This is a genomic window from Thermoplasmata archaeon, assembly GCA_035632695.1.
GTDB lineage: Archaea > Thermoplasmatota > Thermoplasmata > RBG-16-68-12 > RBG-16-68-12 > RBG-16-68-12.
On the sequence record DASQGG010000032.1, the window covers coordinates 1 to 19,487 of the forward strand.

18 protein-coding genes are annotated in these 19,487 nt (G+C 67.9%); 9 read left to right on the forward strand and 9 right to left on the reverse strand.

What is annotated here, in order from left to right; translation table 11 throughout:
• Window positions 1–348: 348 nt before the first annotated feature.
• Genes arcC through VEY12_02530 form a run of 4 tightly spaced genes read left to right on the forward strand, consistent with a single transcriptional unit; the run spans window position 349 to window position 3,849 of the window.
• Entirely contained in the window at window positions 349–1,302 is a 954-nt protein-coding gene (gene arcC / locus VEY12_02515) for a carbamate kinase (GenBank protein HYM39004.1), read from the forward strand.
• Between the two features lie 55 nt (window positions 1,303–1,357).
• The gene (locus VEY12_02520; GenBank protein HYM39005.1) at window positions 1,358–2,137 is read left to right on the forward strand and encodes a methyltransferase domain-containing protein; all 780 of its coding nucleotides are present in this window, start codon (window positions 1,358–1,360) and stop codon (window positions 2,135–2,137) included.
• A 54-nt stretch (window positions 2,138–2,191) separates the two neighbouring features.
• A complete protein-coding gene (locus VEY12_02525; protein ID HYM39006.1) occupies window positions 2,192–3,298 on the forward strand; it encodes a GTP-binding protein in 1,107 nt (368 codons plus the stop codon).
• Window positions 3,299–3,348: 50 nt separating this feature from the next.
• On the forward strand, window positions 3,349–3,849 hold the full coding sequence (locus tag VEY12_02530) for a CBS domain-containing protein (protein ID HYM39007.1): 501 nt from the start codon (window positions 3,349–3,351) through the stop codon (window positions 3,847–3,849).
• Window positions 3,850–3,860: 11 nt separating this feature from the next.
• On the opposite strand, the gene VEY12_02535 is transcribed toward VEY12_02530, so the two are convergent.
• On the reverse strand, window positions 3,861–6,170 hold the full coding sequence (locus VEY12_02535; GenBank protein ID HYM39008.1) for a valine--tRNA ligase: 2,310 nt from the start codon (window positions 6,168–6,170) through the stop codon (window positions 3,861–3,863).
• 121 nt (window positions 6,171–6,291) lie between these two features.
• On the opposite strand from VEY12_02535, the gene VEY12_02540 reads away from it, so the two are divergent.
• A complete protein-coding gene (locus VEY12_02540; protein ID HYM39009.1) occupies window positions 6,292–6,540 on the forward strand; it encodes a hypothetical protein in 249 nt (82 codons plus the stop codon).
• Between the two features lie 42 nt (window positions 6,541–6,582).
• Here the strand turns inward: VEY12_02540 and VEY12_02545 are convergent, their stop codons facing one another.
• The 3 genes from VEY12_02545 to VEY12_02555 form a co-directional block, all read right to left on the reverse strand.
• Entirely contained in the window at window positions 6,583–9,513 is a 2,931-nt protein-coding gene (locus VEY12_02545; protein HYM39010.1) for an FtsX-like permease family protein, read from the reverse strand.
• Window positions 9,514–9,517: 4 nt separating this feature from the next.
• Window positions 9,518–10,213, reverse strand: a complete 696-nt coding sequence (locus VEY12_02550) for an ABC transporter ATP-binding protein (GenBank protein HYM39011.1) — start codon at window positions 10,211–10,213, stop codon at window positions 9,518–9,520.
• Between the two features lie 67 nt (window positions 10,214–10,280).
• Window positions 10,281–11,138 (reverse strand): class I SAM-dependent methyltransferase, encoded by an 858-nt coding sequence (locus VEY12_02555; protein ID HYM39012.1) that lies wholly within the window; start codon window positions 11,136–11,138, stop codon window positions 10,281–10,283.
• Between the two features lie 85 nt (window positions 11,139–11,223).
• On the opposite strand from VEY12_02555, the gene VEY12_02560 reads away from it, so the two are divergent.
• A complete protein-coding gene (locus VEY12_02560; GenBank protein ID HYM39013.1) occupies window positions 11,224–12,033 on the forward strand; it encodes an NAD+ synthase in 810 nt (269 codons plus the stop codon).
• On the opposite strand, the gene VEY12_02565 is transcribed toward VEY12_02560, so the two are convergent.
• Together VEY12_02565 and VEY12_02570 are read right to left on the reverse strand one after the other, a co-directional pair.
• On the reverse strand, window positions 11,983–12,534 hold the full coding sequence (locus VEY12_02565; GenBank protein ID HYM39014.1) for a hypothetical protein: 552 nt from the start codon (window positions 12,532–12,534) through the stop codon (window positions 11,983–11,985). The genes VEY12_02560 and VEY12_02565 overlap by 51 nt on opposite strands.
• 39 nt (window positions 12,535–12,573) lie before the next feature.
• Window positions 12,574–12,966: a CopG family ribbon-helix-helix protein gene (locus VEY12_02570; GenBank protein ID HYM39015.1), complete on the reverse strand. Its 393-nt coding sequence runs from the start codon at window positions 12,964–12,966 to the stop codon at window positions 12,574–12,576.
• Between the two features lie 86 nt (window positions 12,967–13,052).
• Between VEY12_02570 and VEY12_02575 the strand changes: the two genes are divergently transcribed.
• The 3 genes from VEY12_02575 to VEY12_02585 all read left to right on the forward strand — a co-directional run bounded on the left by VEY12_02575 (window position 13,053) and on the right by VEY12_02585 (window position 16,163).
• On the forward strand, window positions 13,053–13,829 hold the full coding sequence (locus VEY12_02575; GenBank protein HYM39016.1) for a metal ABC transporter ATP-binding protein: 777 nt from the start codon (window positions 13,053–13,055) through the stop codon (window positions 13,827–13,829).
• Entirely contained in the window at window positions 13,826–14,665 is an 840-nt protein-coding gene (locus tag VEY12_02580; protein ID HYM39017.1) for a metal ABC transporter permease, read from the forward strand. Before VEY12_02575 ends, VEY12_02580 begins: the two co-directional genes overlap by 4 nt.
• Window positions 14,666–14,930: 265 nt before the next feature.
• Complete coding sequence (locus VEY12_02585; protein ID HYM39018.1) at window positions 14,931–16,163, forward strand: ORC1-type DNA replication protein; 1,233 nt, start codon at window positions 14,931–14,933, stop codon at window positions 16,161–16,163.
• Here the strand turns inward: VEY12_02585 and VEY12_02590 are convergent.
• Genes VEY12_02590 through VEY12_02600 form a run of 3 tightly spaced genes read right to left on the reverse strand, consistent with a single transcriptional unit; the run spans window position 16,138 to window position 19,445 of the window.
• Window positions 16,138–17,127 (reverse strand): S26 family signal peptidase, encoded by a 990-nt coding sequence (locus VEY12_02590; GenBank protein HYM39019.1) that lies wholly within the window; start codon window positions 17,125–17,127, stop codon window positions 16,138–16,140. The genes VEY12_02585 and VEY12_02590 overlap by 26 nt on opposite strands.
• Window positions 17,128–17,176: 49 nt before the next feature.
• On the reverse strand, window positions 17,177–17,893 hold the full coding sequence (locus tag VEY12_02595; protein HYM39020.1) for a metallophosphoesterase: 717 nt from the start codon (window positions 17,891–17,893) through the stop codon (window positions 17,177–17,179).
• A gap of 43 nt (window positions 17,894–17,936) precedes the next feature.
• Window positions 17,937–19,445, reverse strand: a complete 1,509-nt coding sequence (locus tag VEY12_02600; GenBank protein HYM39021.1) for a DNA-directed DNA polymerase II small subunit — start codon at window positions 19,443–19,445, stop codon at window positions 17,937–17,939.
• Between the last annotated feature and the right edge of the window lie 42 nt (window positions 19,446–19,487).

The window sequence follows — 19,487 nt, forward strand, 5'->3', positions numbered from 1 at the left end:
ATCGTCGGAGGGCCAAAGGGCTTAGAAGCTCCAGCACCCAAGAAGAGCATCAAGCCCAGAACCATGCTTCCGACGTCTGCAACGGACCGCTGGGATATAAACCGAGTCTCCCGGTTGCACGACCTGTGTGCCCCGACTGTCGCCAGATTGTTCGTTGCGCATATCCTTTAAACCCGGTCACCAAACCGCCTGTCGACGGCCGCGGACGGCTCCCCCTCCCCGTGACGGGGCGCCGGAAGGACCCGCAACAGCGGGCCTGGGAGCCGTACCCTCTTTTCCCGCATGGAGTGGGGGTTACTAGACACCTAAGATTCTTATAGGGTCGTCCGAATAGCGCGCACTTCTCCCATGCCGGCGAAGCAGCTCGTCGTGGCCATTGGCGGCAACGCGATCCAGCCCCCCGGGGACGGGGGCACCGCGGACGCGCAGCGCCATCGGATCGAGGAGACCGCGGCGAAGCTCGCGGACCTCGTGCAATCGGGCCACGACCTCGTCGTCACGCACGGCAACGGGCCCCAGGTGGGCAACATCCTGCTCCAGAACGAGGAGGCCCGCGACCTCGTTCCGGCCATGCCGCTCGACGTGTGCGGCGCAGAGAGCCAGGCGCAGGTCGGCTACCTGCTCGCGCAGGCCCTGCACAACGAGCTCGCGGTCCGGCGCGTCGAGCGCGGCGTCGTCGTCCTCGTCACGCAGACCCTCGTGGACGGGAACGACCCCGCGTTCAAGGACCCGACGAAGCCCATCGGGCCTCTGTACACGCGGGAGTCGGACCTGATCGTGAAGCGCGCGAAGGGCTGGAAGCTCGTCGAGGACCAGGCCCGGGGAGGCTGGCGGCGCGTCGTGCCGTCGCCGCAACCCATCGACATCATCGAGAAGGACACGATCCGCCGGCTCGTCCGCGACGGGGACGGCCACGTCGTGATCTGCGCGGGCGGTGGCGGGATCCCCGTGGTCCGCCGGGGCGGCCGCCTCGTGGGCGTCGAGGCGGTGATCGACAAGGACCTCGGCGCGGCGGTCCTCGCGCGCGTCCTGGGATGGAAGGTCCTCCTGATCGCCACGGACGTGGAGAAGATCGCCCTCGGCTTCGGGCGGCCGACCCAGCGTTTCCTGGAGCACATGACCGTCGCGGAGGCGAAGAAGCATCTTGCCGAGGGACAGTTCCCTCCGGGTTCCATGGGACCCAAGGTCCAGGCCGCCATCGACTTCTTGGAAACCGGCGGCGAGGTCGCCGTGGTCACGGACCTGGAGCACCTCGCGGACGCCGCGGACGCGAAGGCGGGCACGCGGATCACGAACGCCTAGCCGCGCAAGCTTCTTGCCCTGGGTCGCCCATGGCGCGCGACGTCGGGGGAGACTCGTGGCGAGGCCCGTCCGTCGCTGGTGGGAATCGTTCTTCGGCCCCGACTACCTGAAGCAGTACGAGCACACCCTCGCGCGCACGGGCGAGGAGGTCGACGGGATCGAGAAGATCCTCCATCTCGGGAAGGGGAGCCGGATCCTCGACCTCGCGTGCGGCGCGGGGCGGCACTCCATCGAGCTGGCCAAGCGGGGCTACGCGGTCACGGGATTCGATTACTCCGAGGACCTGCTGCACCGCGCCCGGGCGGACGCGAAGCGCGCGAAGGCCCGTGCGACCTTCGTGCGGGGAGACATGCGGGACCTCCGGTTCCGCGGCGCCTTCGACGCGGTGATCAACATGTTCTCCTCGTTCGGGTATTTCGACACGGTCCGGGAGGATCGCAAGGTCCTGGAGGGCGTCGCGCACGCCCTGAAGCCCCGCGGCAAGTTCCTCATGGAGCGGTTCAATCGGGAGTCCCTGGCGTACGAGCTCCCGCTCCAAGGTTGGCGGGTCGGGGAGGACGGCAGCGTCGTGCTCCAGGAGGACACGTTCGACGTGCTCCTCGGCCGCTACGACACGCGGCAGATCGTGATTGACCGGGAGGGCACGCGGGAGCACCGCGGATCCGTGCGGGCGTACACGCTCCCGGAGCTCAAGGAGCTGTTCGACGCGGCGGGGCTGCCTATCCATCGCGTGCTCGGCGGCCTCGACCTCTCCGCATACCGCGCGCGGAGTCGCCGGCTCGTCCTGTACGCGGTCAAGGGACTTGAGCCGGAGAGCATCCGGACCATGTGGTGATCGCGGACCCCAGGAATCTTTTTCTCGGGCCGCGGGCTGTCTCCGATCGCACGGATGGCGACGATCGAGGAGCAGATCAAGTCCATCGAGGACGAGATCCAGAAGACGCCGTACAACAAGGCGACCCAGCACCACATCGGGAAGCTCAAGGCGAAGGTCGCGCGGCTCAAGGCGGAGCAGGAGCTCCGCCGACTGAAGTCCGGCGGCTCGGGCGTCAGCTACGCGGTCAAGAAAAGCGGGAACGCCACGATCGGCCTCGTCGGGTTCCCGAGCGTGGGCAAGTCGACCCTGCTCAACCAGATCACGGACGCGGAGAGCAAGGTGGGGTCCTACGACTTCACCACGATGGACGTGATCCCCGGGGTCCTCGACCACCGCGGGGTCAAGATCCAGGTCCTCGACATGCCCGGCCTGATCCGCGGTGCGTCCAAGGGCCGCGGCCGCGGTCGCGAGGTCCTTTCCGTGGCCCGCGCGTGCGACCTCATCGTCCTCATGATCGACGTGTTCGAGACGAACGTCCAGGTGCTCACGGAGGAACTCTACCTTGCGGGGATCCGCCTGAACGAGCGGCCGGCGGACGTCACCTTGGCGAAGGCGAACCGCGGCGGCCTGACCGTGAACACCACGGTCAAGCTCACGAAGATGGACAAGGAGATGATCGAGGACGTGTGCCGTGAGTGGGGCTACCTGAACGGCGTGGTCGTCGTCCGGCAGGACGTCACGGAGGATCAGCTCATCGACGTGCTCGCGGGGAACCGCGTGTACACGAAGGCGCTCGTCGTCGTGAACAAGATCGACCTCGTCGGGCAGGACTACCTCAAGGCCCTCCAGGCCAAGCTCAGCGGTTGGAAGCTCCTGCCCATCTCCGCGGAGAAGGAGATCGGGCTCACGAAGCTCAAGGATGAGATCTACGACACCCTTCGGTTCATGCGCGTCTTCCTCAAGCCGCAGGGCATGGAAGCGGACATGGCGGAGCCGCTCATCGTGAAGGAGCATTCCGACGTGGGCATGGTGTGCGACTCGATCCACCGCGACTGGCGCCGGCGGTTCCGGTACGCGAACGTCTGGGGCGCGAGCGCCCAGTTCCCCGGCCAGAAGGTGGGGCTGGACCACGTCCTGCGGGATTCCGACGTCCTCACGATCATCCTCCGCAAGGGCTGAGGGACGCCGGCTCGCCAACATCAAGTAGGGTCTCGTGGATTCCGGGGTCCGTGTGGGCCGCGGATGTGATGACGCGGGACCTCGTCACCCTGACCCCGGACATGACCCTCGAGGTGGCGGCGGAGCGCCTCGTGCAGCGGGCGATCAGCGGAGCCCCGGTGGTCGATGCGCGCGGACGTCTCCTCGGGATTCTGAGCGAGTCGGACATCCTCCGACATCTCAAGCAGCTCGCGGAGGAGACCTTGGGCAAGCGGTACCTGACGAGCCAGGTGCACGCCTTGGACCTGCTCGCGTTCCTGGGAGAGCGCGAGCACGTCGCGGTCGAGGAGGTCTACCGCCGTCTGCGAGCCTCGAAGGTCTCCGAGGTGATGACGAAGCACGTCGTCGCGATGAAGCCCACGGACACCCTGGAGTCCGTGGCCGCGGCCATGATCGAGCACGACGTGAACCGCCTCCCCGTGGTGGACGCGGGCCGGGTCGTCGGGATCATCACGCGGGCGGACCTGGCCCGGGTGCTCGCGACGGGCCGCGCGGACATCCCCCGCCTCTGAGGCAGTTGCCGCTACGCGAGCCGGTGCATCCGCCGCAGGTCCGGCTCGAAGGGTTTCAGCTCCTCGGGGATCGAGACGCCGGAGAGTTCGAGGTTCAGGCTCAGCCCCTTCTCCCGCTTGCGCTTCCAAATCTCCGAGTTGAAGGCCACGAGCGGTTCCGTGAGCTCGAGCCGCGACGCCGGGATCCCGTCGCGGGGCAGGGGCAGAACCTCGGCGTGTACGCTGCCCCCGTACGCCTCGCGCCAGATCAGGTCCGTGGAGAAGGGCGCGATGGGCGCGAGGACCTGCAAGAGCCCGCGCAGGCACGTGTGGAGCGTCCAGACCGCACCCGCGTCACCTTCGTAGGCGCGGGCCTTGACCATCTCGACGTAGTGGGGCGCGAAGAGGTTCCAGAGAAAATCCCGAGCGCGATTGGACGGGAGGAACAGGTTCAGTTCTTCGTACGCGCCCCGTGCGTCCTCGATGAGGCGGTTGAGCTCCGCGAGGATCCACTCGTCGGCGGGAGAGAGCTTCCCGGCATGGGGCTCCGGGAACGAGGAGACAAACCGCGCGATGTTCCAGAGCTTCGTGAGGAACTTCCCCGCGCCGCCGATCTTGTCCACGTTGATGCGGAAGTCGTCCCCAGGGTTCGTCTCGCTCGCCGCGAAGAAGCGGATCGCGTCGGCCCCGTGCTTGCGGATGTAGGGCCAGGGGTCGATTACGTTGCCGAGGGTGCGGTGCATGGCGCGCCCGTGCGCGTCGAGGCCGAGGCCGTGGATGAACACCGTCTGGAAGGGCTTCGAGCGCCGCACGAGCCAGGACTTCAGCGTCGTGTAGTAGAGCCAGGTCCGGACGATCTCGCGCCCCTGCGGTCTCAGGCTCACGGGGAAGTTCGCGGCGAAGAACGTGGCGTCGCTGCGGTAGCCGGAGACGAAGAGGTTCGAGCAGCTCGAGTCCATCCAGGTGTCAAACACGCGGTCCTCGCCGACGAAGGCCTTGCCCTTGCACTTGGGGCACGCTGTGAAGGGCGCGGGGTCCTTCCAGGGCCGGTAGTACTTTCCCGGAGGGGGCGCGAGGGCCTCGCCGCACTTCTTGCAGTACCAGAGGGGGATCTCCGTGTGGTAGTAGCGGCGGCGGGAGATGGGCCAGTCGATCGTGAGGGAGTCGATCCAGTCCAGGAGGAGCTGCCGATGCCTCGCCGGATGGAAGTCCATCGCGTTTGCGAGCTTCTTCAGCTCGTCGCGGAACTCGAGCTGCTTCAGGTACCAGGCGTCCGAGGAGATGAACTCGATCGGCGTCTGGCATCGGGAGCAGATCGGCGTCTTGTGGGCGAGGGGCTCGACCTTCTCCAGGGCGCCGTGGGCCTTGAGCTCCTCGATCGCCTTGGCGCGGGCCGCCTCGATCTTGAGCCCCTTCAGCGAGCCCGCGGCCTCGGTCATGCGCCCGCGCTCGTCGATCGCCTTGACGGGCTCGAGGCGCAGCTCGCGGAACACCACGAGGTCGACGTTGTCGCCGTAGGAGCAGATCATGGCTGCGCCGCTTCCGAACTCCGGCCTCGCCATCGCGTGGGCCACGACGGGCACGCTGCGGCCGACGAGGGGGACCTTCGCGGTCTTCCCTTGGATCGCCCGGTAGCGCTCGTCGTCCGGATGGACGATGACTGCCCGGCAGGCCGCCAGCAGCTCGGGCCGCGTCGTTGCGATGGGCAGATGGCCGCCGCCCTCCAGTAGGAACTGCATCCAGACGAGCTGGGACGGCCGGTCCTCGTACTCGATGTCCGCCTCCGCGAGGGGCGTCTCGTCGTGCGGGCACCAGAACGTGGGCCGCTCGCCGCGGTAGAAGAGGCCGCGGGGCCAGAGTTCCAGGAAGACGGCCTGGCTGTACGCGCGGTACGCGTCGGAGTCCGTGAAGTACACGTGGTCGAAGTCCGCGGACATCCCGGCCCGGTGGGCGAGTTCGAGGAGCCCGTTCCCGATCGCCTCGATCTCCCTGCGGCACTCCGCGATGAACGCCTCCCGGTCCCAGAGGTGGAGCGGCTTCCCGGACTTCTTCTCGACCGTGCGCTCGATGTTGATCCCGTTCCGGTCGAGGCCGAAGGGGAAGAGGACGGCCTTCCCGAGCATGCGCTGGGCGCGGGCGAGCATGTCGATCATCGAGTACGCCATGACGGCGCCGATGTGCCACGATCCGCTGGGGTACGGCGGCGGCGTGTCGATCACGTAGACGGACTGCCCCGTCCTGGGGGCGAAGCGATACAGCTCGGGCTCCCGGGCCCACGTGGCCAGGAGGGACTCCTCGAGCTTGGGATCCCAGTTTGTCTCCCGGAGCTTCGGCTCCGCCATGGTCCTGTCGGAGAGCGCGGGGGCCATAAAAGGCTTGTTCCGCGGCGCCCCGACGGGGATTCGGCCACCCCGCCGGAAGGTACAAGCCCTCCCGCGATATACCTCTACTTAGAGGTATGAAATGGAGATCGGGTGCGGGGCGCGGATCCGCGACTTCGACGGACGGCGGTACTTCTACTTCTGGCACTACGAGCGGGACGGCGGACGGTCCGTGCGCCGCGAGGACTACGTGGGCCGCGTGGAGGCGGAGCGGTCGCGGAGCGAGCTGCTTCGGCGGATGCTCGCCTACCACCGCCGGGCCGAAGGCGAGTTCGCGAGGAGGCGGGCCGCGATCGAGCGGCTCGTCGCGGGGCCGCGTACCTCCGAGTAGAGGTACACCCGAGCGGGGCGCCCTGGCGACGACGCACTCTGCTCACTCGGAGTACCGGAGGGCCTCCGCGGGAGGGAGCCGAGACGCGCGGATCGCGGGCTGGGCCGTGCACGCCACGGCCGCCGCGGACGCGATGCCCACGATGATCCCCAGGTTCACCCAGGGCACGCTGAACGTGATGACGCCCGCGAAGTACACGAGGTACACCTTGTACGCAAACACGATCCCGAGGCCCACGCCGATCCCTACGCCGAGGACCGCGATCAGGGCGATTTCCAGGAGGAACATCCGGAGGACCATGCCCCGCGTGAAGCCGATGGCCCGGAGCGCCCCGATCTGCGTCCGGCGCTCGACCACCGCGCGGAGGGTGACCACCGCGAGCCCCGCGATCCCGACGAGGAGGCCGATGCCCAGGTACGCCTCCATGAGCGTGAGGACCTCCTGGGTCGAGTCGAACGCCTGGCCGATCTGCTCCCGGATGTCGATCGTCTGGAGCCCGTACGGGAAGTACACCTGCTCGAGCTGCGTCCGCAGGGCGGTCACGTCGGTCCCGGGGGCGACTTGGAAGAAGTACGCCGTGTACTGCTCGGCCGCGGGGAACACGGTCTCCGTCGCGTTGATGTCCACGAACACCCCGGAGGTGAACTGGAGGGACTGCTCCAGGATGCCCACCACGGTCAGGTTCACCGCATGCCCGGTCGGATCGAAGACCCGGATCCGGTCCCCCGGCACGGCCTGGAGGCGGTTCGGGTCCGGGGCGAACTGGTTCACGCCCGCCGCGCTCCGGTCGATGATCGCCAGGCTGTGGTTCTCCCGGAGCGCCAGCCAGACGTCCGTGCGGCTCTGGAGCTCGTGCCGCGTCCCGTTCGCGTCCGTGACGTACGGCAAGTTGCTGTAGAACCCGTACTGGTTGCTCTTCACGAGGAAGTTGTCCACGCCCCAGAGCGTGTAGTCGTACGTCCGATTGCCGCCGACGGCCTGGAGCTTCGCGGGGAGCACGCTCGCGCTCGCGACCCCGTTCCAGCCGTTCAGGAACTCGCTCTCCGAGAAGTTCCCCATGAGGCTCGCCCGGAAGTTCGGGATCGTCCCGTAACTCGTCGTGTAGGCGACGACGTCGTAGCCTCCGCTCTGCTGGGCGACGAACTCGTTCAGGCTCGACTGCTCGAGCCCTTGGACCATGGAGATCAGGGTGATCATGAACATGATCAGGGCGAACATGGCGATCGTCATCCCCGTGCGGAAGCGCTTGTCCATGGGATACGAGACCGCGGTACGCAGGACGGGCCGGCCGCGGTCCCGGCTCGCGCGCCGGAGGAGGGCGCGGGACACCTCGCTCACGTTGAACACGGCGATCAGGATGGCCGAGCCCACGAGGATGAGCCCCGTGGTCACGAACGCCACGGAGATGTTGTCCGTGGCCGGGTTCACGAGGCCGAAGGGACCGAGAAGCCAGGCGATGTTGAACCCGGAGGCCAGGGTGAAGCCGAGCCGCGCGTGGTCCGCCGCGAACGCGAGGGCGATCCCCACGGCGGCCAGGGGCAGCCCCGGAATCTTCCCGAGGCCCGTGTCCGCGGTCCAGCCCCACCACGAGAGCGCAGCGCCCACGAGGAGTAGCAGCCCTCCCGCGACGGCCATCTGCCGCGACCGGGCGAGGCCGCCGGGCTCCGGGAGATCCCGGATCGCGTGGACGATGTTGAGCCGCGAGACCCGCCAGGAGGCGAGGAGGATGGAGGCCCAGGTCAGCGCGGCGCCTGCGACGAACGCGAGGAGCACGCTGCCGTCCTCGAACGCGAACGTCACGGGGACGTTGCCGTGGGGCACGACCTTGTCGAAGATCCAGATCATGACCCAGCCGAGGCCCACGCCCGTCGCGGCGCCGATCGCCGCCGCGGTGATCGCGTAGAACGTCCCCTCGAGGGCGAACGTGATCAACAGCTCCCGCCGCAGGAAGCCCAGGGCGCGCGCGACCCCCATCTCCTGCTTCCGCTCCTCCGCAAGCATGACGAAGATGTTCGCGATGAGGAGGACGCCCGCGACGATGGAGAAGGCGCCCATGACCAGGAAGAGTTCCGTGGCCTGCGCTCCGATCTGGGTCGCGCCGTCGATCCCCTCCTGCTTCACGGGCTCCACGCCCAGGTTCCAGTGCTGCTGGGCGATGAACAGGCGGAGGTCCTGCACGACGGCGTCCGTGTACGCGACCCCGTCCTCGACGCCGCCCGTGTTGGAGACCTTGATCGCGTTGATCGCCCCGGTCTCGTTGAACGCGGACTGAGCCAGGGCGAGATCCATGATGATGATCGGGTCCCGCTGGTACGCCGCCTTGCCCTGGGAGAGGACGAGGTCCTGGACGACGACGTGGACCAGGGTACGATTCGTCGTGCCGTAGAACAGGGTGAGGTCCTGGCCCCGGGTCGCGTTCAGGTCACCCGCGGCCTCCTGATTCAGGTACACCCGGGACGGACCGAGGTCGTTCACGTCGACCGACGCGCCGGCGAGGGTCGTGAGGGCGCCGAACCCACGCTCCGCGCTCCCGTTCAGCCCCATGACCGTGATCGCCTGGTTCCCCTTGTTCCCGGCGATGTTCCGCACGGGCATCGTCTTCAGGAGCAGCGGCGCGACCCCATCCACGGGCGCCCCCACCTGGGCGAGGTTCGTGGCGATCTGCGTCTCGTACGCCTGCGGGAAGGAGTACAGGTTCCCGTTGAACGAGTTCCAGACCATCTCGTCGATCGCGTCCAGGCGCGTGTACACGTCCTGGAGGAAGATGGACCGCAGGGTGTCGCCTACGACGAGGCTCGAGGAGATGATCGCGGTGCCCACGAGGAGCCCCGCGATCACGATGGCCACACGGGTCTTCCGCCGCGCGATGTTCCGCGCGGCCAGGCGGGCCAAGAGGGGCCGCAGCCCGAGCAAGACGAGCACGAGGACGAGCCCCGCGACCAGGCCGATCAGCGCGATCAGGGCGACGTCCACGCGCTCACCTCAGCCGCTGCTCCTCGACGATCTGCCCGTTCCGCATCTTCAGGATCCGGTGCGCCCGGGAGCTCACCGTGGCGTCGTGGGTCACGAGGACCAGGGTCTGCCCCTGCTCCCGGTTCAGGCGCACGAGCAGATCCATGATCTGCGTCGACGTCTCCGAGTCCAGGTTGCCCGTGGGCTCGTCCGCCCACACGATCGCGGGGTCGTTCACGAGGGCGCGGGCGATGGCGACCCGCTGCTGCTGGCCCGCGCTGAGCTGGGCGGGCTTGTGGTCCTCCCAGCCCTCGAGCTCCACGGCCTTCAGGAGGGCGAGCGCGCGCCGGCGTGCTTCCTTCGCGGGCGCCTTGGCGACCAGGAGCGGCAGCTCCACGTTCTCCACGGTGGTGAGGACGGGCAGGAGGTTGTACGACTGGAACACGAACCCCATGCGCCGCGACCGGTACCGGCTCTTTGCGTCGTCGTCCATGGAGGCGAGGGACACGCCCTCGATGCGCACGTCCCCCGACGTCAGATCGTCGAGGCCCGAGAAGCAATTGAGCAGGGTGGTCTTACCGCACCCGGACGGTCCCATGATGGCGACCATCTCGCCCCGCGGGATGTCCAGGCTCACGCCGCGCAGCGCGTGGACGGTCACAGGTCCCGAGTTGTACACCTTCTCGGCGTTCACCGCGCGCACCATGGGCACGTCGGACATGGAGTGGGGCGTTCGAGGCGGCGCAGGTTATTGAGCGTTTCGTACGTTCTTGGTCCGCGGGACCGCCTCAGGCTCGCGCGATCGTGACATGGACCGTCCACGTCACGTCCAAACCCGCGGGGCCCATCCACGGTTTCACGCGTTCCGCGAGCTCCGCCTCCAAGGCGCTGCGCTGTGCGGGCGTCATCTCCGCTAGCTCACGCTCGTCCCAGCCCCACGCGGTCTCGAAGGCGATCAGGTCCGCCGCGCCCGTGAAGTGCGCGGGGAACGTCCGCACGACATCCCGGACGTCCGAAAACTCGACCGCCTCGAGCTTCCTCCCCACCGCGGCGGCGTCGCGGAGGTCCTTCGCCTCCGGGGCCGTGCGGTTCAGGGCGATCGCCTCCCGGAGCTGGACCAAGGTCTTCGAGGGCGTCGTCGTCCGATGCTTCTCCAGGAGCTCCAGGTACGCGGCGGTCGCAGGAGGGAGCTTCGCGTCCCACTCGCTGAACACGAAGCGGCCCCCGGGCTTGAGGAGCCGGTGGACCTCGTGGAACGTGCGGTCGTACCCCAGGTTCGGGATGCCCAGGTTGCTTCCGACCGCGTCGAAGAGCTTGCTCCGGTACACGATGTTGCGGGCGTCCATCATCTCGAACCGGATGTTTCGGATTCCCGCGGTCCCGGCCCGGTACGAGGCGACTCGCAGGGCCTCCTCCGCCAGGTCGATCGCCACGAACTGTGCGGGAGCCGTCCGGGGTGCGAGGAGGCACGCCAGGAGGCCCGTGCCCGTGCTCACGTCGAGGATCATCTCGCCCGCCTTGGGCGCGATCAGCTCCGCGACGGCCTTCGCGATGGGCTCGATCCGCGGGGCGACGACCCGGTCGTACGTCTCGGCCATGCGGTTGTACTCGTCCGCGATGAGGAGCGTGGCCTCGTTCACGTTCATGGGCGGCGGTCCAAGGAGGCGTCCGCGATAAAGGCTTCGCGGCCCGCCAGAAAGGGTTATCTCCCGCAGCCCGCTTCGACCGCCGATGGCCGACCTCGTGCCGAGGTTCCGCGAGGAGCACGTCGCGCTCATCGAGTCGTTCATCGCCCACCAGGTCGCCGCGAGCCGGCGGCGTGGCGTCGTCCTGGGCTTGAGCGGCGGCGTGGATTCCGCGCTCGTCGCCCGGCTCTGCGCGGACGCCCTCGGCGCGAAGCGCGTCCTGGCCCTAGCCCTCCCGGACGGAAAGGGGGGAAAGGACCTCGAGGACGCTCGCGCCTACGCGGACGACCTCGGCGTCGGGTTCCGGGTCATCGACATCGCCCCGTTCGTCGCGGCTCTCGAGGCCCACCTCCGGCCCGGCCGTTCCGACCGGGTGGCGCGCGGGAATCTTCGGGCGCGCACGCGCATGATCGTCCTCTACTTCGTGGCGAACACGGAGGATCGGGTCGTCGTCGGGACCGGGAACAGGAGCGAGGTCCTGACCGGGTACTTCACCAAGTTCGGCGACGGGGCGGCGGACTTCCTGCCCATCGGCGACCTCTACAAGACCCAGGTCCGCGCCATGGCCCGGCACCTCGGTCTGCCGAAGCGGATCGTCGACAAGATCCCGACCGCGGCGCTGTGGCCCGGACAGACCGACGAGGGGGAGCTGGGCTTGTCCTACGAGGAGCTGGACCGCATCCTCCTGGGGCTGGAGCTCCAGATGGAGCCCGAGGTCATCGCGGAGAAGACGAACGTCTCCCTGGACTGCGTGCGGCACGTGCAGGGGCTCGTGGACGCGGGCGTGCACAAGCGCAAGATGGCCCTAATCCCGAAGCTCGGCGTCCGCACGGTCGGGCTGGACTGGCGGGAGTAGGCTCCGGCGCTCCCCGTACGCTCGGAGGAAGCCCTCCCGGTCGTCCACGTCGAACACGATCTGGGTGGCCGCGAGCCCGAAGGACGACCAGAACCGCCGCGGGCGGTCCAGGCGGGCGAGCAGGAGTCCCGCCTTCCCGCCCGTGACGTAGAGCGTGGTCTGGCCCAGCGGCCGGTGGATCCCGAGGGGGACGCGGAGGGGCGCCGTCTCGTCCGGGGCGACGATGGTCACGATCTCGGAGAACGGCAGGATGATGCGGAAGTACCATCCCTGGCGCAGGATCAGCCGCGACCGCGTGAGCCAGTGCTGGGTCAGGAGGGGCGAGACCGCGAACAGGAGCAGGGCGAACGCCAGGAGCCCGAGGAAGAGGGCGGCCGGTAGGAGGGGGAACCGCGGTGCGAACGCAAGCAGCCCGCCGACGAGGACGAAGGCGATCGCGAACAGGGCGAGGCGGGAGAGGACGAGCGCGCGGCCGTACGAGTAGGCGAGCCGCTTCTCCATCGGCCTCGGTACTCCGTCGAGGCGCAATAAGGCTGATGCTCACCGGGCCGTGGCCGTCTGGATGAACTTGATCTGCTTCACGCCCTTCACGCGCCGGATGTGGCCGATCAGGTCCTTCAGGCGGGCGGTCGGCCCCTCCGCCACGAAGATCTGGAGGCAGTCCACCTCGTTCAGGTGCGTGTGGAGCATGGTCCGGATTTCGTCGAAGCGGTGTTGGAGGATCGCGAGGTCCGCCTTGGGGTTCCCCTTCTCGTAGATCACGGCGAGGATCACGGACGCCTGTCCTCCGGCGTGCCCCCACTCCGACACGTCGATGAACTCCCGCAACGCCTCGCGGACGGCCTCGCTCCGGCTCCGGTACTTCCGTCGCTGGGCGATCTCGTCCAGGTTCCGCAGGATCGCGTCGTCCATGCTCACGCTGATTATGGGCATCGGATAGTAAGCAACGCGTCCCGCCTATATGAAGGGTTATTAAGGAATCACCAGGTTTTAAATAACACGGTGTCGCATCGCGGACCGTGTTGACGCCTCGAACCGAGCGTCCCCCGAGCGGGTCCGCGCGCGGGACGCCCTTGCCCGCCCTCTGCCCCGGCCCCGCCGACGCCCAGACCGTGCTCACCGTGTCCCGTCTCGGCGTGGTCCTCGAGGGCCGTACCGTGCTCCGGGACATCTCCTTCACGCTCCCGCGAGGGACCACCCTGGCGCTCGTGGGCCCCAATGGGGCGGGCAAGACGATCCTCCTTCGTTCCCTCCTCGGCCTCGTCCCCCACACGGGGACCGTCTCCTGGGCACCCAGCGTCCGGATCGGCCTCGTCCCCCAGAGTTTCACAGTGACCGACGTCCCGATCACGGTCCGCGAGTTCCTCTCCCTGAACCAATCCGGGAACTACCGGGAGTGCCTCGCGATGTGCGGGCTAGACCAGGAGAACATCCTGGACGAGCGGCTCGGCACTCTCTCCGGGGGCGAGCTCCAGCGCGTCCTCATCGCGTGGGCCCTCGTCGACGACCCGAACGTCCTCTTGGTGGACGAGCCCACGGCCCACATCGATGTCGGCGCGGAGGACCTCATCCTGGAGACGCTCAACCGCATCGAGAAGGAGCGCGGGATGTCGATCCTGCTCGTGTCCCACGACATACACAACGTGATGGCGTACTCGGACACGGCGCTCGCCCTGAACGGGAGCGTCATCTATTCGGGGCCCTCCCGAGGCCTCTCGGATCCGGACCTTCTCATCCGCATCTTTGGCAGCGGGACGATCCTTGCCGAGCATCGCCACGGGGAGGTCCCTCCGTGAGCGATTCCGTGGTGTACAGCCTCGTCGCGGGGCTTGTCGTCGGCCTCGCGGCGGGCTATGTGGGCTCGCTGATGATCCTGAAGCGTATGGCGCTCGTCGGAGACGTGCTCTCCCATGTCGCCCTGCCCGGAATCGCGCTCGGACTCCTGTTTCACTTCTACCCGTTCTTCGGGGCCTTCGTGTTTCTGTTCGCAGCCGTCGTGGCCACGTGGTTCCTCGAACGCTCCACGCGGCTCCCGCTCGATGCGGTGATCGGCGTGCTCTTCGTGTTCGCCCTCGCCGTCGGCATCCTCATCACGCCGACGGCGGACCTCCTCGACGCCCTGTTCGGCGACATCGCGAGCGTGGGTCTGTTCGACGCGCTGCTCGCGATTGGGATTTCCTTGTGCATCCTCGTCGTGGGCCGTTGGATCTACCACGCGGTCATCCTGAGCTTGATCTCGGAGGATCTCGCGATCGCGAAGAAGGTCAAGGTCGGCCGGGTGGACTTCCTCTACCTGCTCCTGGTGGCCCTCGTTGTGGCCGCGGGAATCACGGTCGTCGGCATGCTCCTCGTCGGGGCAGTGGTGATCCTTCCGGCGGTGTCGGCGAAGAATGTGAGCCGAAGCCTGGCGCACTACGCACTCCTCAGTGCCGTGCTTGGGATGGTCACGGCGGCGGCCGGGATCGCCCTTGCGGCCTTGACGAACATCCAGCCGGGCCCGCTCGTCGTCGTGACGGGGACCGCAGTCTTCGTGGGCACCGTGGCGATCAAGGCGAAGGGCGTGTCCCTCCCGTTGCGGCCATCCGCGCGCGACGATTCGAAGGACGGCGAACCCCGTCGTCCGACTGCATGATCGTGTAGCGCGGGTCGGCGCGTCAGGCTCGGATGTCGTGTCGCGTCGAGGTTGAACTTTCTCACGTCGTTTCGACCGTTCCTATCATAGAACGTGGTCGATAAAAATCCGAGTGTCGTCGGCCGACGTAAGTCGCCCGCGGCGTTCGCAAACCTATATGTGCGAGCCGTCGGATACCCGCGTCCCGCCCGAGGGGAAATGTGTCTGTGCGCGCCGTTTTCTCCGGGCGATGTGGCCCCATTCTCGCTGCAGGGGGAGCGAGTCCATGGAGGAAAGCATCTTTCAACCGTACCTGAGCACCAAGAGCCTCTTCAAGATGGACCGGGAGATCCTGCGTCCCGCGTACATTCCCGAGCGCTTGCCCCACCGGGAGGGCTACATCGATCAGCTCGCGCAGATCCTCGCGACCGCGCTCCGCGGCGAGCGGCCCAGCAACATCCTGATCTTCGGGAAGACGGGAACCGGGAAGACGGCCGTGGTCAAGTACATCGAGAACGAGTTCCGGAAGGCGGACGCCGCGCGGATGGTCTCCTACCTCTACCTGAACTGCGAGATCGTCGACACCCCGTACGCGGTCCTCCAGAGCATTGGGAACCGGTTCATCGAGAACTTCCACCAGCGCATCCCGTTCACGGGTCTGTCCACGGACCGCGTGTACAACCTGCTCCGGGAGAAGCTCGACGAGGAGAAGCGCGTCGTGATCATCGTCTTGGATGAGATCGACAAGATCATCTCCAAGAACGGGGACGACCTCCTGTACCAGCTGCTCAAGATCAACGACGATCTCACGAAGGCCCGCGTCTCCCTCATCGGGATCTCGAACGACCTCAAGTTCACGGAGTTCCTCGACCCTCGCGTGAAGTCGCGCCTCGCGGACGAGAAGGTCGTCTTCCCGCCGTACAACGCGGAGGAGCTCTACGACATCCTGGCGGAACGCGCCCACCTCGCGTTCGAGAACGGGACGGCCCCGGATGCGGTCCTGCACCTGATCGCGGCCCTCGCGGCCTCGGAGCACGGGGACGCGCGCCGGGCCCTGGACCTGCTCCGTGTGTCCGCGGAGCTCGCGGAGCGCCAGGGCGACGAGCACCTTTCGGACGACCATGTGCAGAAGGCGAAGAGCAAGATCGAGCTGGACACGGTCCTCGAGGCGGTCAAGAGTCTCCCGACGCAGTCCAAACTCATCCTCCTGTGCGTCCTCCTGAATGAGGAGATCGGGAACACGAAGCTGACGACGGGCGAAGTCTACACGACGTACCGCGAGCTCTGCCGCAAGACCGGGGTCACGCCCCTCACCCAGCGCCGGGTGACGGACCTGATCTCCGAGCTCGACATGCTCGGCCTCGTCCACGCGCGGGTCAAGAGCTTCGGCCGCGCGGGCCGGACGAAGGAGATCCAGGCCTCCGTGCCCCTGCTCGACGTGAAGAAGGCTCTCGAGAAGGACGACGTCCTCGCGGAGGCCCGCGGGTACCGGCTCAAGGTCCAGACGACCCTTCTTTAGGCTCGTCCTCCGTGTCCTCGTCGGAGAGGTCCTCGGGAGGGGCTTCAGGCTCCTCGGGTCGCTCCGGCTTCGCCCTGCGGCGGAGCAGCGGCCGGAGCCTGGGCCACGCATACTTGCCCCATACCCAGCCCAGGGCCTCCAGGATGAACGGGAGGGCGATCAGGAACGCGATGCTGAGGGCCAGATTGGTCCAGCTGTTCGCGGGGGCCCTGGGATCGCCCCACCCCTGGCAGCAGTTCGGCGAGGGAGAGAGGAGGAGTTTGATCAGCCCGAACCAGGGGATCTCGCCGCGGGCGTGGCCGATGATGTCCCCCTGGATCGGGAACCAGCCGATATCGTACGTGGGCGCGTTGTGGTCCCCCATGGTCACGTAGCCGGGGCCACGGAAGAAGAACTGGGCGACGTCCGAGAACACGAACGTGACGTTCAGGTGGCGGTACCCCATGTCGAAGATCTCGACCGATTCGAGGTGGTACGGCACGTGGGTCGACCGGCCCGCCGCGTCCGTCCCCACCCAGTCCTGAGGCGGGAGGCGGCCGAGGTCGGGGACGTCCGCGGTGGAGGTTCCGTTCGGGATCACGTAGAGGATGGCCCGATGGATGATCGGGGTATCCTGGGGGCGGTTGAAGAGGCGGAAGATGATCACGTCCCCGTAGTCCCCGTACGTCGCGTAGCCCGTCGCACGCCCCTGCACGTACGTGACGACGTCGGCGCGGGTCGGGGCCGCCTGCACGAAGACGAGGTCGCCCGTGTCGATCACGCCGACGTACGAGGTTGTGGCGCTGTGCTGCATGGAGTCGCTCTCCACGACGACCAGGGGCGGCCAGACGCCCGTGTACGCGTAGATGGCCCCGAGGATGACCGCCATGATCAGGACGGCGATCGCGATGTCGCGGACCCAGGACTTCCAGCCGTCCCCGTCCTCCTCCTTCGGCGTCCGGGGAGCGGGTTCCTCCTTCGGCATGGGTGCGCGCCTAACGTCCTCCCGGCTATAAAGGTCCCTCGGGGCGGCGTCAGAGCTCGAAGCGGGAGATGGCCCTCCGGACCGGATACGCCACGTTGTGGACGCCCACCGTTCCCGAAGGGTCCGCGTACGCGTCGAGCGTCTGCCTGGGCGGGCGCAGCTCCGCGAAGGGAATGCCCTTGTGGATGTGCCCGTGGATCACCAGGGTCGGGCGCCGCCGGAGGAGCACGGTCTCGAGGGCCTTGCAGCCGAGCTCCGGGCGCCAGGCCTCCTTCTCCCCTCCCATGGTGACGAACGTGGGCGGATAGTGCGTCAGCAAGATCCGAGGCTCCTCGCCCGCGAGGAGACGGTCCAGGCTCTCGACCCGCTTGCGGTACTCCGTCTCCAAGTGGGGCATGTTCTTCCGTTGCCAGTACGTGGGGCGATCCAGGCTCCCGAGGCTCCCGACGATCCGGACACGGGTTCCCGCCGCCGCGAATTCGGCGGCTTCGTCCTGCAGGAATCGGATGCCCATCGGGCCCGCGTACCGGGAGCTGTACGTGGCTCGGTCGTGATCGTACTCGTTGTTCCCGAAGACCGCCCAGATCGGGGCGCGCACGCGGGCGCGGATGGCGCCCACCACCTCGCCGAACGCCTCCAGGTCGTTCCGTTCCGTCATGTCCCCGGCCAGGAGGAAGAGATCCACGTCCCCGAGGCGCGCCAGGTCCTCCCGGAAGGGCGCGAGGTTCTCGTGCCCGTGGATGTCCCCCACGGCGGCGATCCGCACGGGCCGGTCGGAAGGCGCCGCGGGCGATGAAGCTATCCGCGGCTCAGAACTCCTTGATCGCCGCCTGTCCCGTGGCCAAGTCCACGATCGGGAGGCGCGCGGGCAGGGGCTCGATGTTCCTCATCTTCTGGTACGGGGTCTGGGCCTGCCACGTCGAGGCGTTCACGAGGACCACGCCCCGGTACGTGTCGACCCCGACGCTGTGCACGTGGCCGGTCGCGAAGATGTCCGGCACGGGGTCGATGATCAGGTGGTCCTCGGCCTCCGGGGCAATGGGCGTCTTGCCGCCGTAGATGGGCGCCATGTGGCGCATCTTGAGCATCTCCCGCATCGCATCGAGCGGGCGGTGGTAGTTCATCCCCGGGATTGCCGACACGAAGTCGTCCATGGACCGCCCGTGGTAGGCGAGGACCTTGACCCCGTGCAGGCTCACGAGGCTCGGGTTGCCTGCGAAGATCAGGTTCGAGTCGAACAGCTTCCGGATCGGCTGCGGCAGTGCGGGCTGGGGCTCCGCGGGTCGCACCGCGTCGTGGTTCCCGGGAATCATGACCACGGTCACGTGATCGGGGAGCTCGGCCATCATCTTCGCGAGCGCCTCGTACTGTCCGTAGATGTCGTCGATGGCGAGTTCCTCGTCCTGCCGCGGGTACACGCCAATGCCGTCCACGACATCGCCGCCGACGAGCAGGTACCGCAGGGAGCGCGCGACCTCGTCGTCGCTCGACATCCAGCGGGTGAACTTGGACCACTTCTCGTCCAGGAAGGTCCGGCTGCCCACGTGCACGTCGGAGATGAAGGCGGCCCGGATGTGGTCCGCGATACCGCGGAACGGTTTCACGACGGGGATGTCGGGGCGGACGACGGACTCCGCGATCACGAGTCCGCGGTCGTTCACCTTCCCCACGATGCCCACGACCTCGTCCATCACGAACGTCTCGCCGGCTTGGGGGGAGTTCGAGGGGACCAGCACGGAGATGCGGTCCGTGGCGTCCTCGAGCTCCAGGATCCGGTGCCCGTTCTTCGTGGGCCGGATGTCGGAGACCATGCCGAGGAAGCGCACCTCCCGGGTCGAGCGGCGGGCGCGGGAGATGTCCTGGGCGCCTCCGAACTCCCGCCGGGTTCGCAACATCCGCGAGAGGGTTTCGAAGCGGTTCCGGAAGTAGCGGGTGAAGTCCTCCAGCGTGCCCTCGCAGGTGGATCGTCCCGTGATGTCCCGGAGGATCGCCACATCCGGCGCGTGGTCGCCGCCCACGGCTCCCTGGCGACGGAACGAGGCCGCCACGGGGAGGGACCGCGGAATCACGTCGGGGGCGAGACTGGCGGGAGGAGGCAAGGACAGGGTCACGGTCGCGGCGCGGCCCGCCGCGGTCCGCCCGATGTCCGCGGCACGGACGATGTCCTGCAGCGTGATCACGAACGGGACCTCCGTGCAGGAGGCCAAGAAGCGGTCGAGCGGGCCGACCGGGTCCGCCTGCGTGAGCAGGTACTCCACGGCCGCGGGCTCGAGCAACGTGCCTCGCTTGCTCACAAGCGCCAAAAGCTCTTCCCGCATCCGCCCGCACATTGCGACGGGTCGGATAAATAAGGTTCGTCC